Consider the following 14,365-nt stretch of genomic DNA (forward strand, 5'->3'; position numbering starts at 1 on the left):
ATCAGGCCGCCGTCGGTCCGGTGATCAGGCCGCCGTCGGTCCCGAGACGGTCCAGCCCTCGGCCCGTGGATGGGCCGTCAGGTCCTCGTGGCGGACGGGGTCGCCGCAGGCCCGGCAGACGACGACCGGCACCAGGTCGTGGCCGCAGCTGTGCTCGACCGTCATGGGCAGCTCGACTCCGCCCCGCACATGCCGGTCGCCCCACTCCTTGAGGGTCATCAGGACCGGCTCCAGCTCCAGACCCGCCGGTGTCGGCCGGTACTCGAAGCGCTGCGGCCGCTCGCTGTAGACGCGCTTGGTCAGAATCCCCGCCTCGACGAGCCGGCGCAGCCGGGCGGCCAGGATGTCGCGCGGGGCGCCGATGTTGCGCACCAGCTGGTCGAAGCGGCCGTTGCCCAGACACACCTCCCGCAGGACGAGCAGCGAGTACTTCTCGCCGACCAGCGCCAGGGTGTCGGCGATGGAACAGGGGCGCGGGTCTTTGGGGGCGGCCATGACGGCCATTCTAGGGGAGGGTTTGTTTTTCCAACTCACTGCGTTATGGTGAGTTTGGATTCCCTACTCACTGGTAGGCCCGTCATCGTGAAGTCGTGGAGGCCCGCACCATGCGTGACGCAGTGATCGTCGAAGCCGTACGCACCCCGATAGGCAAGGGCAAGCCGAACGGCGCCCTCGCGCACGTCCACCCCGTGGAGCTGCTCGCCCACACCCTGCGCACCCTCGTCGAACGCTCCGGTGTCGACCCGGCGTTGATCGACGACGTCATCGGCGGCACGGTCACCCAGGTCGGCGAGCAGTCGGTCAACATCACCCGGCAGGCCGTCCTGTCCGCGGGCTTCCCCGACGCGGTACCCGCGACCACCGTGGACCGGCAGTGCGGCTCCTCGCAGCAGGCCGTGCACTTCGCGGCCCAGGGCGTGCTCGCGGGGGCGTACGACATCGTCGTGGCCTGCGGGGTGGAGTCCATGGGCCGGGTGCCGATGGGATCGGCGGTGCTCCCCGGCACCGACCCGTTCGGCCCCGGTGTCGCCCGGCGCTATCCGGAGGGCCTGGTCCCGCAGGGCATCAGTGCCGAGCTCATCGCCACCAAGTGGTCCATGACCCGCGAGGCCCTGGACGACTTCGCGCTCTCCTCGCACCGGAAGGCTGCGGCGGCCTGGGAGGCGGGCCTCTTCGACGCGGAGACCGCGCCTCTTGAGGGCCTCGTGCGCGACGAGTGCGTCCGGCCCACCAGCACCCCCGAGATCCTGGCCGGCCTCAAGCCCGCCTACTACGACCCCGGCTACGCCGAGCGCTTCCCGCAGATCGAGTGGAACATCACCGCGGGCAACGCCAGCCCCATCAACGACGGCGCCTCCGCCGTCCTCATCATGTCCGGCGACACGGCGGCCCGCCTGGGCCTGCGCCCCCTGGCCCGTCTCCACAGCTTCGCCGTCACCGGCTCCGACCCCCTGCTGATGCTCACCGGAGTCATCCCGGCCACCGAGAAGGTCCTGCGGCGGGCGGGCCTCACCCTCGCCGACATCGACCTCTTCGAGGTCAACGAGGCCTTCTCCAGCGTCGTCCTGGCCTGGCAACAGGAACTGGGCGCCGACCTGAGCAAGGTCAACGTGCACGGCGGTGCGATCGCCCTCGGCCACCCCCTCGGCGCGAGCGGCACCCGTCTGACGACGACCCTGGTGCACGCCCTGCGCGCGCGGGGAGCGCGGTACGGCCTGCAGACGATGTGCGAGGCGGGCGGCATGGCCAACGCGATGATCGTGGAGCGCGTGTAGCGGCTCAGTGGCCCCGGAGGTGATGCCGCTTGCGCCAGGCGATCACCGTGCCCACCAACGCCGGCAGCGCGATGCAGGCCATGGCGATCAGAAAGGCCGGCGACGTGGGCGAGGAGGCTCGCGCACCCGCGACGACGTACGCGGCGGTGTTCGGGATCGATCCGAGCGCCGTCGCCACGAGGAACGGCACCCACCCCATCCGGGAGACGGCCGCACAGTAGTTGGCCGCCCAGAACGGCACCCCGGGAAAGAGCCGGGCCGCCATCATCGAGCGGAACGCGTGCCGGCTGAGCTGTCCGTCCGCGGCCTTCAGCAACCGCCCCCGCAGCAGCGGCCGTAGCGCGTCCTGCCCGAGCACCCGGCCCAGGCCGAAGGCGAGGCCGGCGCCGAGGACCGTGCCGGCGAGCGTCGTGCCTATGCCCAGCTGGGAGCCGAACAGCGCGCCCCCTGCCAGGTTCAGCAGCGGCCGGGGCACGAACGCCACGGTGCACAGCCCGTACGCCCCCGCGAACACGACGGCCGCGGCGGCACCGCCCCACTGCGGTGGCCAGCCGTCCGCCAGCAGCCGCTGCGGCTCGAAGAGCAGCACGGTCGTGGCGGCGGCGGCGAGCAGGGCGATCAGCAGCGACAGGCGCGACCAGGGCGAGAGCAGCACGCGCGTGAAGCGCGCGCCGGGCCCCTGCGGGGCGGGGGCGGGCACGGGCACCGCGAGGGCGAGCTCCGTGGCGGCGGCCCGGGGAGAGGCCGTGGCGGTGCCCCCAGAGCGGGTGGTGGCATCGAGCATCCCGTGACAGTAACGGATTGATATATGTGATCGCCGTATGGTTCGTCTCATGAGCGTCACAGGTGCGGATATTTTGGACGTGCCCTTCAGCACACTCGCCGACACCGTGCTGGATCGGCTCACCGTCGTGTACTCCGGCGCGGCCGACCCGGAGCGGGCCGCGCCGATGCGCGCGTACATGAAGGACGTGGCCCCCTTCCTCGGCCTCACCACACCCGTGCGCCGCGCCCTGTCCCGCACCGTCGTGTCCGGCCTGCCCCGGCCCCAGGAGGCCGACTGCACCGCGATCGCGCTGCGCTGCTGGGCGCTGCCCGAACGCGAGTACCAGTACTTCGCCGTGGACTATCTGCGCCGCCACGCGCGCGTGTGCTCGTCCGCCTTCCTGCCGGTGGCCCGGCACCTCGTGGCCACCGTCTCCTGGTGGGACACGGTCGACCTGCTGGCCGCCCATGTCGTGGGCGCCCTTGTCACGGCCGATCCGGCGCTCACCGCGGACATGGACGCCTGGATCGTCGACGACGACCTGTGGATCGCCCGCACCGCCCTGCTCCACCAGCTGCGCCACAAGGAACGCACCGACGCCGACCGCCTGTTCACCTACTGCCTGCGCCAGTCCGGCCACCCCGACTTCTTCATCCGCAAGGCGATCGGCTGGGCGCTGCGGGAGTACGCCAAGACCGACCCGGAGGCCGTACGGGCCTTCCTGGCGCGCGAGCGGGGGCGGTTCGCGCCGCTGTCGGTGCGGGAGGCGCTGAAGAACATCGGGGCGTGAGGCGGCCGGGCCCGAACTGCCGTGACGCGATAAATCATTCGACGCCGGGCCGCGCGTCGGCGATGATCGACGACATGTTCCGGTACGCCTTCCTCCTCGCAGCATCCGCGGTCGCGGATGCACCGAAGGCTGCCGTCCCGATCCTCCTGGCCGCTGTCGACGGCGCCCGAAGCTGACCCTCTCCGGAATGTCCGGCGGACCCCGCGAGGGGAGGGTCGGCGAGTCCCGGGGGTCCCCATCTCTCCTCAACCAGAGGCTTCGAGGTACCCAGCCATGCCCAAGACGGCGTACGTACGCACCAAACCGCATCTCAACATCGGCACGATGGGTCATGTCGACCACGGCAAGACCACCCTCACCGCCGCCATCACCAAGGTCCTCGCCGAGCGCGGCACCGGCACCTTCGTGCCGTTCGACCGCATCGACCGGGCCCCGGAGGAGATCGACCGCGGCATCACCATCAACATCGCGCACGTCGAGTACGAGACGGACACCCGGCACTACGCGCACGTGGACATGCCGGGCCACGCCGACTACGTCAAGAACATGGTCACCGGCGCCGCGCAGCTCGACGGGGCGATCCTCGTGGTCTCCGCGCTCGACGGGATCATGCCGCAGACCGCCGAACACGTGCTGCTGGCCCGGCAGGTGGGCGTCGACCACGTGGTCGTGGCCCTCAACAAGGCCGACGCGGCGGACGAGGAGCTCGTCGAACTCGTCGAGCTGGAGGTCCGCGAGCTGCTGACCGCGCACGGCTACGGCGGCGACGCGGTCCCCGTCGTACGGGTCTCGGGGCTGAAGGCCCTGGAGGGCGACCAGCGTTGGACGGCGTCCATCGAGGCGCTGCTCGACGCCGTGGACACCTATGTGCCCATGCCGGAGCGGTACGTGGACGCGCCGTTCCTGCTGCCGGTGGAGAACGTGCTCACCATCACCGGCCGCGGAACGGTGGTCACGGGGGCCGTGGAGCGCGGTGTCGTCCGCGTGGGCGACCGGGTCGAGGTGCTCGGCGCCGGCGTCGAGACCGTGGTCACCGGAGTGGAGACCTTCGGCAAGCCGATGGAGGAGGCGCAGGCCGGGGACAACGTGGCGCTGCTGCTGCGGGGCGTTCCACGGGACGCCGTCCGGCGCGGGCATGTGGTGGCGGCGCCGGGGAGTGTGGTGCCCGGGCGGCGGTTCTCGGCGCGGGTGTACATCCTGTCCACGCGCGAAGGCGGTCGTACGACACCTGTGTCGACCGGCTACCGGCCGCAGTTCTACATCCGTACGGCGGACGTGGTCGGCGACGTCGACCTCGGTGCGGCGGCGGTCGTGCGGCCCGGGGAGACGGTCACCATGGCCGTCGAGCTCGGGCGTGCGGTTCCGCTGGAGCCGGGGCTCGGGTTCGCCATCCGTGAGGGCGGGCGGACCGTCGGGGCGGGGACCGTGACCGCTGTGGAGTGAGGCTGAGGTGCGTGGGGGACCGCGGGACGGCTGTGGCCGGTCGCGCGGTCCCCCGCGTCCCTTGCGGGGCGCCGCCGGGCCGCACAATGGACTCGTGACCGGAGAAGCGACCGAACCCGTCCCCGTCAGCAGGACCACCGACTTCGGCCTCGCCAAGCTGATGCCCGACGTGGACCGGAAGCGGGCCTGGCTGCTGACGGTCGACGGGGCGCCGCAGTCGTACGTCGATCTGGACGAGCCGGAGTATCTGGAGTTCGAGTACGCGCGGCGGCTCGGGCATGTCCTGGACCTCGTCGACGGTCCGGGGCGGGCGCTGGACGTGGTGCACCTCGGTGGTGGTGCGTTCACCCTGCCCCGGTACCTGGCGGTGACCCGGCCCGGGTCCCGGCAGGACGTCGTCGAGGCCGACCGGGGGCTGCTGGAGCTGGTCGTGGAGCAGCTGCCGCTGCCGGACGGCTCCGGTGTCGCGCTGCACGCCGCCGACGCCCGCGCCTGGCTGGAAGCCGCCCCCTCCGACTCGGCGGACGCGATCGTCGCCGATGTCTTCGGCGGGTCCCGGGTCCCGGCCCATCTCACCTCGCTCGACTACGCCCGTCAGGCGGGGCGGGTGCTGCGCGCCGACGGCGTCTACCTGACCAACCTCGCGGACGCCGCGCCGTTCGGCTTTCTGCGCTCCCAACTCGCCACGTTCGCGGCGGAGTTCGAGGAGCTGGTGCTGATCGCCGAGCCTGCGGTGCTGCGCGGGCGGCGGTTCGGCAACGCCGTCCTGGTCGCCTCGCACCACCCCGTCGACACGGCCGCCCTGGCCCGGCTCACCGCCGCCGACGCCTTTCCCGCCCGGGTCGAACACGGCGCGGGCATACGGGAGTTCATCGGCGACGCGCCACCCGTGCGGGACGCGGACGCCGTACCGTCACCCGAGCCCCCCGACGGCGCGTTCGGCATCGGCTGAACCGCCGGCCACGACCACGTCCCCGCTACGACGGCGCAGGTTGCGTACGTCCGGCACGCTCAGCACCGCCGCCGTGACCACCACGACCAGCGCCGCACAGCCCCACAGCGCGGCCGTCCGCCCGAAGGCATCCTCCGCCGGGCCCGCCAGTGCCGTGGCCGCCGGCATGAGCGCGATGGACCCGAACCAGTCGTAGGCCGAGACGCGCGAGAGCTTCTCCTCGGGTATCTCCTGGTGCAACGCGGTCATCCAGCTCACCCCGAACACCTCCACCAGCGTCCCCGCCGGAAGCATCGCCGCGCACAGGACACCGATGGGCGCCGGCACGGCGAGCGCGGCCGACGGCAGGGCCATCGGGAAGACGCACAGGGTGCCGACGAGCAGGCGTGGTCGGCGCGTCCTGGGCGGCGGGCGTGATCCTTCAGACACCGCACAGATCTGGCCACCCGCTGCTACTCGTGGGTAACATCGCCGTCATGAGCGCAGACCAGATGTCCGTCGGCGAGATGCTCGCCGCCACCGTGCCGATGGCCCGGACCTTGAAGCTCGAGTTCGTGGAGACCTCGCCGGAGAAGGCCGTGGTGGCCCTGCCCGACCAGGGCGAGTTCCACAACCACGTCGGCGGTCCGCACGCCGGCGCGATGTTCACCCTCGGGGAGACCGCGAGCGGGACGATCGTCCTTGCCGCCTTCGGGGACCAGCTCTCGCGGGCCGTGCCGCTCGCCGTCAGCGCCGAGATCGCGTACAAGAAGCTGGCGATGGGTGCCGTCACGGCCACCGCTACCCTCGGCCGCCCGGCCGCCGACGTCGTCGCGGAGCTGGACGCGGGGGAGCGCCCCGAGTTCCCGGTGTCGATCGAGATCCGCCGCGGGGACGGTGCCGTCACCGGTGAGATGACCGTCGTATGGACGCTGCGGCCCAACGGCTGAGCGCCGGCCTGACGTTGGGGCCCGGGGCATGCCGCCCCCGGGCCCCTCGCCGTGCCGTCGGTCGTCGAGTCCGGTGCCTCGGTCGGTGACAACCTGCTGTCGGAGCGGCGAGACCGAGTCGTCAAGCGGCGATCCGACGGCGGGCGGTGTCCGTCCCGTTCTCCAGCCGTGCCACGAACTCCTTGAGCCACGCCACGAATTCGGGGCCGAGATCGTCGCGGTCGCAGGCGAGCCGGACGACCGTGCGCAGATAGTCGGCCTTGTCGCCGGTGTCGTAGCGCAGGCCGTCGAAGACGACGCCGTGCACGGTGCCGCCCGCGGCCAGTTCCTGGAGGGCGTCGGTCAGCTGGATCTCACCGCCGCGGCCCGGCGCGGTGCGTTCGAGGACGCCGAAGACGGCCGGGTCGAGGACATAGCGGCCGATGACGGCGTAGGCGCTGGGCGCGTCCTGGCGTGAGGGCTTCTCGACCAGCCCGGTGACGCGGACCACGTCCTCCTCGCCCGTCGCCGTCACGGCGGCACAGCCGTAGAGGTGGATCTGCTCCGGCGGTACCTCCATGAGGGCGACCACGCTGCCCGCGTACCGGTCGCGGACGTCCAGCATCCGGCTGAGCAGCGTCTCGCGCGGGTCGATCAGGTCGTCGCCCAGCAGGACCGCGAACGGCTGGTCGCCGACGTGGCGGCGGGCGCACAGCACGGCGTGGCCGAGACCGAGCGGCTCGCCCTGGCGGATGTGGTGGATGTTGGCCAGCCGGGCCGGGTCACGGACCGCGTCCAGGCGTACGGCGTCGCCCTTGGCGGCGAGGGCCTGCTCCAGCTCGAAGGCGTTGTCGAAGTGGTCCTCGATGGCCCGCTTGTGCCGGCCGGTGACCATGAGCACGTCGTCCAGACCGGCCGCGGCCGCCTCCTCCACGACGTACTGGATGGCCGGCTTGTCGACGACCGGCAGCATCTCCTTGGGGGTGGCCTTGGTGGCCGGCAGAAAGCGGGTGCCGAGGCCGGCGGCCGGGACGACGGCCTTGGTGACCGTGCGGGCGGCGACGGTGGCGGGGGCGGTGGCGGGGGCGCTCGAAGAGTGGGGGGCGATCATGCGGTCCATGCTGGCCCACGGGGATGAGAGCTTCACGGGAGAAACCTCGGAGGTCCCTGTGTGTGCGGCGACGGCGCGTCAGATGTTGGAGATTTCGTGTGCCAACCGTCTTTGGGTGCACACAAGTTGAGGCCTGTCTGCCGATGGTTATCGAATGCCGGTGCGGATACCGCCGGTAACTTATCTGAACTTTCCTCGTTTTGAACATGAGTCACTCGAACTCCTTGTTTCCTGTGCGCCAATTGTGCGAAAGTGAACGGCCCTATAGCGGTCCCAGACCCGACGCGCATAGGTATGCACCAATCAGGCACCTGCTTTCCCGTGGACGTGTGCATTCCGCACGCCTCCTGCGGCTTGGAAGGAATTTGGTTCTGTGCAATCCCCGTACCCCCCACGTCCGCCGTATCCGCCGCGCCCCGGTTCGGGTCCGGCCGAGTCCGACCGCAATCTCGTCGCGCAGCTGGGGCAGGGCCCGGCGGGCGCCCTGCTCCTGGTCCGGCACTGGCGGGCGACCTGCGAGTACGCGGCCATCTGTCTGTCGACCACCGAGAGTGCCGGCTCGATGGTCGCGGCCGCGGCCTTCCACCGGGTGCTCGACCGGCCGACCGGCGGGGCGCTGCGGCCGCAGCTCCTCACGGCCGTACGGGACACGGTCAAGGAGTGGGCGACCGACGACCGTATATCGGTGGTGCTGCCGGAACTCGGCAAACCGACCGGCGGTCGCGGACTGCGAGCCGCACGCTCCGTGACACCCGAAAGGCGACAGCTCGCCGAGCGCGCATTCCGCGCCCTTCCGGGGGCGTCGCAATGCCTCCTCTGGCATGTCGAGGTCGAGGCGGAACCCATATCCGTACCCGCCGTTCTGTTGGGGGTGGACGAGCCCACCGCGGCGGCCGCGCTCGAGCAGGCGCGTGAGCAATTCCGGCAGGGCTGCGTTCGCGCCCACCGGGAACTCGCGCCCGGCAAGGAATGCCGCTTCTACAACCGCCTCCTCGACGTCCCGATCCGCAGGGGCGGCGCCCTGCTCCCGGACGTCCAGCAGCATCTGATGGCGTGCCGCTACTGCCGGCACGCCGCCGAGCAGCTCAGCCATTTCGAGGGCGGACTCGGCGTGCTCCTCGCCGAGACCGTGCTCGGCTGGGGTGCCCAGCGCTACCTGGACTCCCGCCCCGGACGCGGCGATGGCCAGGCGGTGCGGCCCGGGCAGGGCGGCCTCCGCCCGGCCGGCGGCGGCCGTCATCGCCCCGGACCCACGGGCAGAAGGGCGAAGGCCGCCGTCGTGGGTGTCGGTGTCACCGCCCTCGTCCTTCTCGCCACGGTCCTGGTGACCAAGGGCTGGTCCGACGAGAACGGTGTCCCGCGTACGCACGCCACCTGGGGCGCGCCCAGCGGCAGCACCCTGGCCCCCGCGCAACCCGTCGGCGGGACCCGGGCCGTCGGCTCACCGTCGCCGGCCTCCGCCGGAGGGCCCGTCGAGGTCGGCCGCGGCAGGCTCCGGGCCGCGCGCAGCGGCCTCTGCCTCGACGTCGACGGCGGCCGGGTGGTCTCCGGGGCGCACGCCGTACTGGCTGCCTGCTCCGCCGCCGGGACCCAGCAGTGGTCGTACCAGGACGACGGGCTGCTGCGCAGTGGCTTCGACCCGACCCTGTGCCTGGACTCGGAAGCGGACCGGCACTCGGTGGTCCTGGCCGGTTGTGTCGTACACGCGGGGGAGGTGCGCTACGACCTCACCGTGCGCGGCGAGTTGCTGCTGCGCGGCGGGAAGGGGCTGCTGGTCGCCCCCGGGAAGGAGAAGTCCGTCGTCGTCACCGAGCGGGACGGGTCGGCCGGGCAGCGCTGGGTGCTCGAAGTGGGCGGCGCCGGCGCCCAGGGCGCGGAGGGGACGGGCGGAGCCGGGCCGGAAGGCGCACCACAGGGGAGTGCGCCTTCCGGACAGCCCGTCCCTCCGCCGGGCGCCACGCAGCCGCCCGGCGCCGAACCGCCCGAGGGCGGTCCCGACGGGCCGAAGGAGGCCGGGCAGGGCGAGCAGGGCGGGCAGGGCGAGCAGTACGGCACGCGGATGGCCCAGGTCGGCCACGAGACCCGGCCGACCCCGCTCGACGAGGTGCGAACCGCCCCCGCCGGCGTGCTGGACACGGTCTCCACCGTGACGGCCCCGCTCGCCGGCGTCACGGCGCCCCTCACCACCCTGCTCCGCTGAGAGACCGGATCCACCGACGGGGCCACCCTCCACCGAGGGCGGCCCCGTCCGCGTTTCCCGCCGCCCCGTCATCGTTTGTTGTCGTCTTCGTTTGTTGTCGGCGTTTCCACTGTTTCCTGTTCGCATGATTGACACGAGTCACCTGCGGTCATAGTTTTCCCGCCGCGCCGGTGATGTCCAACGGGTCGTCAAGTGACCAGAGACACAAGGAGAGTTCAGAAGCCGAACGCAGGACCCGCGATGCCGTCGCAAGCTCCCCCACGGGGGCACCCCCAGCGGTTCACATCGTCGTGCCCGCACACCGAAGGAGTGACGGCTCATGTCCGACACCGTCTCCCGGCGATCCGCCCTGCGCCTGATGGGCGGCGCGATCGCCGTCGCCACCGCGGCCACCGGCGGTCTCGTGCCTCCCGCTCACGCGCAGGCGAGACCGGAGAAAGGGGCCGGCCCCCGCGTGGAAGGCCTCATCGCCAGACTCACCCTCGACGAGAAGATCTCCCTTCTGCACGGTGCCACCGACCCCGCCTCGCTCGGCCAGGCGGGCTACGTCCCCGGGGTGCCCCGCCTCGGCATCCCGCCCCTGCGCCTGACCGACGGCCCGGCCGGCGTCCGCGTCACCGCGCACGCCACCGCCCTGCCCGCCCCCGCTCTGCTCGCCTCCGCCTTCGACCCCTCCCTCGCCCGCCGCTACGGCCAGGTCGTCGGCCGTGAGGGCCGCGCCCTCGGCCAGGACGTGCTGCTCTCCCCGATGGTCAACCTCATCCGCACCCCGTACGCGGGCCGCAACTTCGAGACCCTCAGCGAGGACCCGCTGCTCGCCTCCCGGCTGGTCGCCGCGGAGATCGGCGGCATCCAGGGCGAGCACCTCATCGCGACCGTCAAGCACTACGCGATGAACAACCAGGAGCAGGACCGTATGTCCATCGACGTACGGGTCGACGAACAGACCATGCACGAGATCGAGTTGCGCGGCTTCGAGGCGGCGATCGACGCCGGCGCCGGCGCCGTGATGGGCGCCTACAACAAGGTCAACGGCACTTTCGCCTGCGAGAACAAGACCCTGCTCACCGACATCCTGCGTGAGCGGTGGGGTTTCGAGGGCTGGGTGATGACCGACTGGTTCGCCGCCCACAGCACGGTCGCCGCCCTCACCGCCGGACTCGACATGGAGATGCCCGACGGCACCTACTTCGGCACGGCCCTCAAGACGGCCGTGCAGAACGGCAGCGTGGCCGAGCGCTACGTCGACCGGGCCGTGCGCCGCGTCCTCGCCGTCATGGACCGCTTCGGCCTGCTCGACGGCAGCGTCCCGCCGCGCCCCGCCCGTGACGCGGCGGCCGGCGCGGCCGTCGCCCTGGAGGTCGCCAAGGCGGGCGCCACCCTTCTGCGCAACGAACACCGCACTCTCCCGCTCGCCCGCGGGGGCTCCGTCGCGGTGATCGGCCCGACCGGCAGCCTGCCCTTCGTCAGCGGCGGCGGCAGCGCCCATGTCGTCCCCGACCACGCCGACAGCCCCTTGGACGCCATCAAGTCCCGTGCCGGAAAGGTCACTTACGCCCTCGGCGAGGACCTCTTCGGCAAGGCGATCCCCGCGTCCGCGCTCAGCCCCGCCCTCGACAGCGAGGGCCAACAGGTCGGCGCCGGAAAGATCTGGAGCTACGACGGCACGCTCACCGTCCCCGAGGCGGACGAGTGGACCTTCGTGCTGCACTTCTCCTCCGCGCCCACGGCCCGCCCCAAGGTCCTGCTCGACGGCACCGAACTGTTCCCGCAGGCCGCCGGGTTCGGCGAGTACTTCTCGGGCGGGCTGGTCTCGACCGCCCCCGACGGACTGTCCGTCCGCCGCAAGACCCTCACGCTCGCCGAGGGCGGCCACACCCTCCGGATCAGCGCGCAGGGCGGAGCCTCCGGTCTGCTGTTCCGTCTGCGCCGGATCACCGGCGCGACCCGCGCGCAGGACGTCGCCGAGGCCGTCAAGGCCGCTCGGGTCGCCCGGGACGTCGTCCTGTTCGCCTACGAGGACGCCACCGAGGGCCTGGACCGGAGCACCCTCGCCCTCCCCGGTCACCAGGAGCGGCTGATCGAGGCGGTCACGGCGGCCAACCCGCGCACCACCGTCGTCCTCAACACCTCGTCCGCCACGTCGATGCCATGGCTCGGGCGCACCGGCGCCGTGCTGCAGATGTACTACCCGGGCCAGGAGGGCGCGGAGGCCACCGCGGCCGTTTTGTACGGCGAGTGCGACCCCGGCGGCCGTCTCACCCAGTCCTTCCCGGTCGACGACCACCACCATCCCGTCGCCGACAACCCTCTCCGCTATCCGGGAGTCGACGGCACCGAGGAGTACTCGGAGGGCATCCACGTCGGCTACCGCTGGTACGACGCGGAAGGCGTGCGCCCGCTGTTCCCCTTCGGGCACGGGCTGTCGTACACCACCTTCGCCTACGACAGCCTGCGGGTGCGCCCCACCCGACGCGGTCTGGAGGTGTCCTTCGACGTGCGCAACACCGGACGGCGTACGGGAGTCACGGTCCCGCAGGTCTACGTCGGGCGCTCACCCGACCTCCGACTCGACCAGGCGGTACGCGTGCTGGGCGGCTTCGAGCGGCTGACGCTGAGGGCGGGCGAGCGGCGGCGGGTCACGGTGGAGGTCTCCGCACGCACATTGTCCTCATGGGACCCGAAGCGTCACGATTGGGTGCTCGGGACCGGCCTGCGCGGGGTGTGGGTCGGGGCGTCCTCACGTGATCTGCGGCTGCGGGCGAGCGTGGAGGTGGGCAAGTGATACGACGCGTCACCGTCGCCCTGACGGCCCTCGCCGCGGCGCTTCTCGCCCCCGTCCCCGCGGCGCGGGCGGCGACCCCGGCCCACGATCCGGTCGTTCGCACCGACGCCGGCCTCGTGCGAGGTGAAACCACCGCGGAAGGACGGCAGTTCCTCGGCATCCCTTACGCCGAGCCGCCCGTCGGCGCCCTCCGTTGGCGTGCCCCACGGCCCGTCCACCCCTGGAACGGGGTGCGTTCGGCGCGGGCCTTCGGCAACAAGTGTGTACAGACGTCGAGTTGGGACCCCGGATACGACCGGCCGTCGTACACCGAGGACTGTCTCGATGTGAACGTGTACGTGCCCGACGGGTCCGAACGACGTCCGGTGCTGGTCTGGTTCCACGGCGGAGGCCTCACCGCGGGCGCCGGACGGGACGTCGTCCCCGACACCTTCGCGCGCCGGACGGGCACGGTCGTCGTGACCGTCAACTACCGCCTCGGCGCGATGGGTTTCCTCGCCGAGACCGGTCTCGACCGCGAGGCGCGCGACGGGGTCTCGGGCAACTTCGGGATGCTCGACCAGCAGGCGGCCCTGCGCTGGGTGCGGTCCGACATCGGCCGCTTCGGCGGCGATCCGGGCCGCGTCACCATCGCCGGCGAGTCGGCGGGCGGCCGCTCCGTCTGCACCCAGCTGGCCTCGCCGACGGCGAAGGGCCTGTTCCGGGCGGCCGTCATCGAGAGCGGCGCGTACGGCGACTGCGGCGCGCGTACGCACGCCGACGCGGTGTCCGAGGGAGCCGACTTCGCCCAGCGGCTCGGCTGCGCGACGATCGCCTGTCTGCGCGGCAAGCCGGCGCGCGAGATCCTCGACGCCCAGGGCGACTTCGACTGGGGCCCGGTGACCGGCGGCGCGTTCCTGCCGGTTCAGCCGGAGCAGGCGATGGCGCGGGGGACCGCGTCCCGGGTGCCGGTGATCAACGGCTCCAACAAGGACGAGGGCCGCCTGTTCGCCTTCGGCGACTTCGACCTGAACGGTACGCCGGTCACGGCCGAGCAGTACCCCGACCTGATGCGCCAGAACTTCGGCGAGGAGGCGCTGCGGCGCTACCCGCTCTCCGACTACCCCACCCCGACCATCGCCTACGCCACCGCCTGGGGCGACGCGGTGTTCAGTTGCTCGGCGCTGCGGCTGGACGGGCTCCTGGCCGCCCGCGGCCCCCTCTACTCGTACGAGTTCGCGGACCGCACCTCCCCGCCCTTCGCGTCCCTGCGCAATCTGCACACGGACTTCGACTTCGGCGCGACCCATGTGAACGAGGTCCAGTACCTCTTCAAGCACTTCGGACTGGAGAGCCCGTTCGACGCGGAGCAGCGGACGCTGTCGCGGCAGATGATCGACTACTGGGGATCCTTCGTACGGGACGGCGTCCCGCGGGCCGCCGGACAGCCCGCCATGCCCACGGGTCCGGGCGTGGTCCTCTCCCTGAAGACCGCCGCCGAGGGAGGAAACACCCTCAGCGCCACGGTGCGTCAGGAGCACCGGTGCGACCTCTGGGACAGCCCCTCGGGGAGCTGACCCGGTAGGCTTCCCGGCGTGCGCCCCCGTGCACCCGGAAGTAGTGCAGCGCGCCGGACAGCAGCCGCACCGGCCGCCC

Annotated in this window: 11 protein-coding genes and 1 pseudogene; 8 read left to right on the top strand and 4 right to left on the bottom strand. The window is 72.1% G+C overall.

From position 1 onward, the window contains the following. Positions 1-24 precede the first annotated feature (24 nt). Positions 25-495 (bottom strand): helix-turn-helix domain-containing protein, encoded by a 471-nt coding sequence (locus ABZT17_RS38275; protein WP_356356213.1) that lies wholly within the window; start codon positions 493-495, stop codon positions 25-27. 110 nt (positions 496-605) lie between these two features. On the opposite strand from ABZT17_RS38275, the gene ABZT17_RS38280 reads away from it, so the two are divergent. Next, positions 606-1,775 carry a thiolase family protein gene (locus ABZT17_RS38280; RefSeq protein WP_356356214.1) on the top strand — a complete coding sequence of 390 codons (1,170 nt, stop codon included), beginning with the start codon at positions 606-608 and terminating at the stop codon, positions 1,773-1,775. 4 nt (positions 1,776-1,779) lie between these two features. On the opposite strand, the gene ABZT17_RS38285 is transcribed toward ABZT17_RS38280, so the two are convergent. Beyond that, positions 1,780-2,559 carry a VTT domain-containing protein gene (locus ABZT17_RS38285; protein WP_356356216.1) on the bottom strand — a complete coding sequence of 260 codons (780 nt, stop codon included), beginning with the start codon at positions 2,557-2,559 and terminating at the stop codon, positions 1,780-1,782. A 49-nt stretch (positions 2,560-2,608) separates the two neighbouring features. Here ABZT17_RS38285 and ABZT17_RS38290 point away from each other — a divergent pair, with 49 nt between their 5' ends. From ABZT17_RS38290 to ABZT17_RS38300, 3 genes are all read left to right on the top strand, one after another. Then, complete coding sequence (locus ABZT17_RS38290; RefSeq protein ID WP_356356218.1) at positions 2,609-3,331, top strand: DNA alkylation repair protein; 723 nt, start codon at positions 2,609-2,611, stop codon at positions 3,329-3,331. Positions 3,332-3,604: 273 nt separating this feature from the next. After that, complete coding sequence (gene tuf / locus ABZT17_RS38295; protein WP_356356220.1) at positions 3,605-4,774, top strand: elongation factor Tu; 1,170 nt, start codon at positions 3,605-3,607, stop codon at positions 4,772-4,774. Positions 4,775-4,934: 160 nt separating this feature from the next. Beyond that, complete coding sequence (locus ABZT17_RS38300) at positions 4,935-5,726, top strand: fused MFS/spermidine synthase (RefSeq protein ID WP_356356232.1); 792 nt, start codon at positions 4,935-4,937, stop codon at positions 5,724-5,726. On the opposite strand, the pseudogene ABZT17_RS38305 reads toward ABZT17_RS38300, so the two are convergent. Beyond that, positions 5,688-6,110 (bottom strand): annotated as a pseudogene (locus ABZT17_RS38305) (MFS transporter); the annotation flags it as partial. The gene ABZT17_RS38300 and the pseudogene ABZT17_RS38305 sit on opposite strands and share 39 nt — an antisense overlap. Before the next feature lie 107 nt (positions 6,111-6,217). On the opposite strand from ABZT17_RS38305, the gene ABZT17_RS38310 reads away from it, so the two are divergent. Then, complete coding sequence (locus tag ABZT17_RS38310) at positions 6,218-6,655, top strand: DUF4442 domain-containing protein (RefSeq protein WP_356356233.1); 438 nt, start codon at positions 6,218-6,220, stop codon at positions 6,653-6,655. A gap of 121 nt (positions 6,656-6,776) precedes the next feature. Here the strand turns inward: ABZT17_RS38310 and galU are convergent, their stop codons facing one another. Next, positions 6,777-7,745: a UTP--glucose-1-phosphate uridylyltransferase GalU gene (gene galU, locus ABZT17_RS38315; RefSeq protein ID WP_356356222.1), complete on the bottom strand. Its 969-nt coding sequence runs from the start codon at positions 7,743-7,745 to the stop codon at positions 6,777-6,779. A 373-nt stretch (positions 7,746-8,118) separates the two neighbouring features. Here galU and ABZT17_RS38320 point away from each other — a divergent pair, with 373 nt between their 5' ends. The 3 genes from ABZT17_RS38320 (at position 8,119) to ABZT17_RS38330 (ending at position 14,286) form a co-directional block, all read left to right on the top strand. Further along, entirely contained in the window at positions 8,119-9,945 is a 1,827-nt protein-coding gene (locus tag ABZT17_RS38320; RefSeq protein ID WP_356356224.1) for an RICIN domain-containing protein, read from the top strand. A 319-nt stretch (positions 9,946-10,264) separates the two neighbouring features. Next, positions 10,265-12,730, top strand: coding sequence for a glycoside hydrolase family 3 N-terminal domain-containing protein (locus tag ABZT17_RS38325; protein WP_356356226.1), 2,466 nt, complete (start codon positions 10,265-10,267; stop codon positions 12,728-12,730). After that, a complete protein-coding gene (locus ABZT17_RS38330; RefSeq protein WP_356356228.1) occupies positions 12,727-14,286 on the top strand; it encodes a carboxylesterase family protein in 1,560 nt (519 codons plus the stop codon). The genes ABZT17_RS38325 and ABZT17_RS38330 overlap by 4 nt, the downstream gene beginning before the upstream one ends. The last annotated feature ends 79 nt before the right edge of the window (positions 14,287-14,365 follow it).

It is taken from the genome of Streptomyces sp. NPDC005648 (genome assembly GCF_040605395.1).
Taxonomy (GTDB): domain Bacteria; phylum Actinomycetota; class Actinomycetes; order Streptomycetales; family Streptomycetaceae; genus Streptomyces.

Excerpts from the sequence above, each read along its gene's own strand:
- ABZT17_RS38275 (WP_356356213.1), bottom strand. The coding sequence starts at position 495 with ATGGCCGCCCCCAAAGACCCGCGCCCCTGTTCCATCGCCGACACCCTG.
- ABZT17_RS38280 (WP_356356214.1), top strand. The coding sequence starts at position 606 with ATGCGTGACGCAGTGATCGTCGAAGCCGTACGCACCCCGATAGGCAAG.
- ABZT17_RS38285 (WP_356356216.1), bottom strand. The coding sequence starts at position 2,559 with ATGCTCGATGCCACCACCCGCTCTGGGGGCACCGCCACGGCCTCTCCC.
- ABZT17_RS38290 (WP_356356218.1), top strand. The coding sequence starts at position 2,609 with ATGAGCGTCACAGGTGCGGATATTTTGGACGTGCCCTTCAGCACACTC.
- tuf (WP_356356220.1), top strand. The coding sequence starts at position 3,605 with ATGCCCAAGACGGCGTACGTACGCACCAAACCGCATCTCAACATCGGC.
- ABZT17_RS38300 (WP_356356232.1), top strand. The coding sequence starts at position 4,935 with ATGCCCGACGTGGACCGGAAGCGGGCCTGGCTGCTGACGGTCGACGGG.
- ABZT17_RS38310 (WP_356356233.1), top strand. The coding sequence starts at position 6,218 with ATGTCCGTCGGCGAGATGCTCGCCGCCACCGTGCCGATGGCCCGGACC.
- galU (WP_356356222.1), bottom strand. The coding sequence starts at position 7,745 with ATGATCGCCCCCCACTCTTCGAGCGCCCCCGCCACCGCCCCCGCCACC.
- ABZT17_RS38325 (WP_356356226.1), top strand. The coding sequence starts at position 10,265 with ATGTCCGACACCGTCTCCCGGCGATCCGCCCTGCGCCTGATGGGCGGC.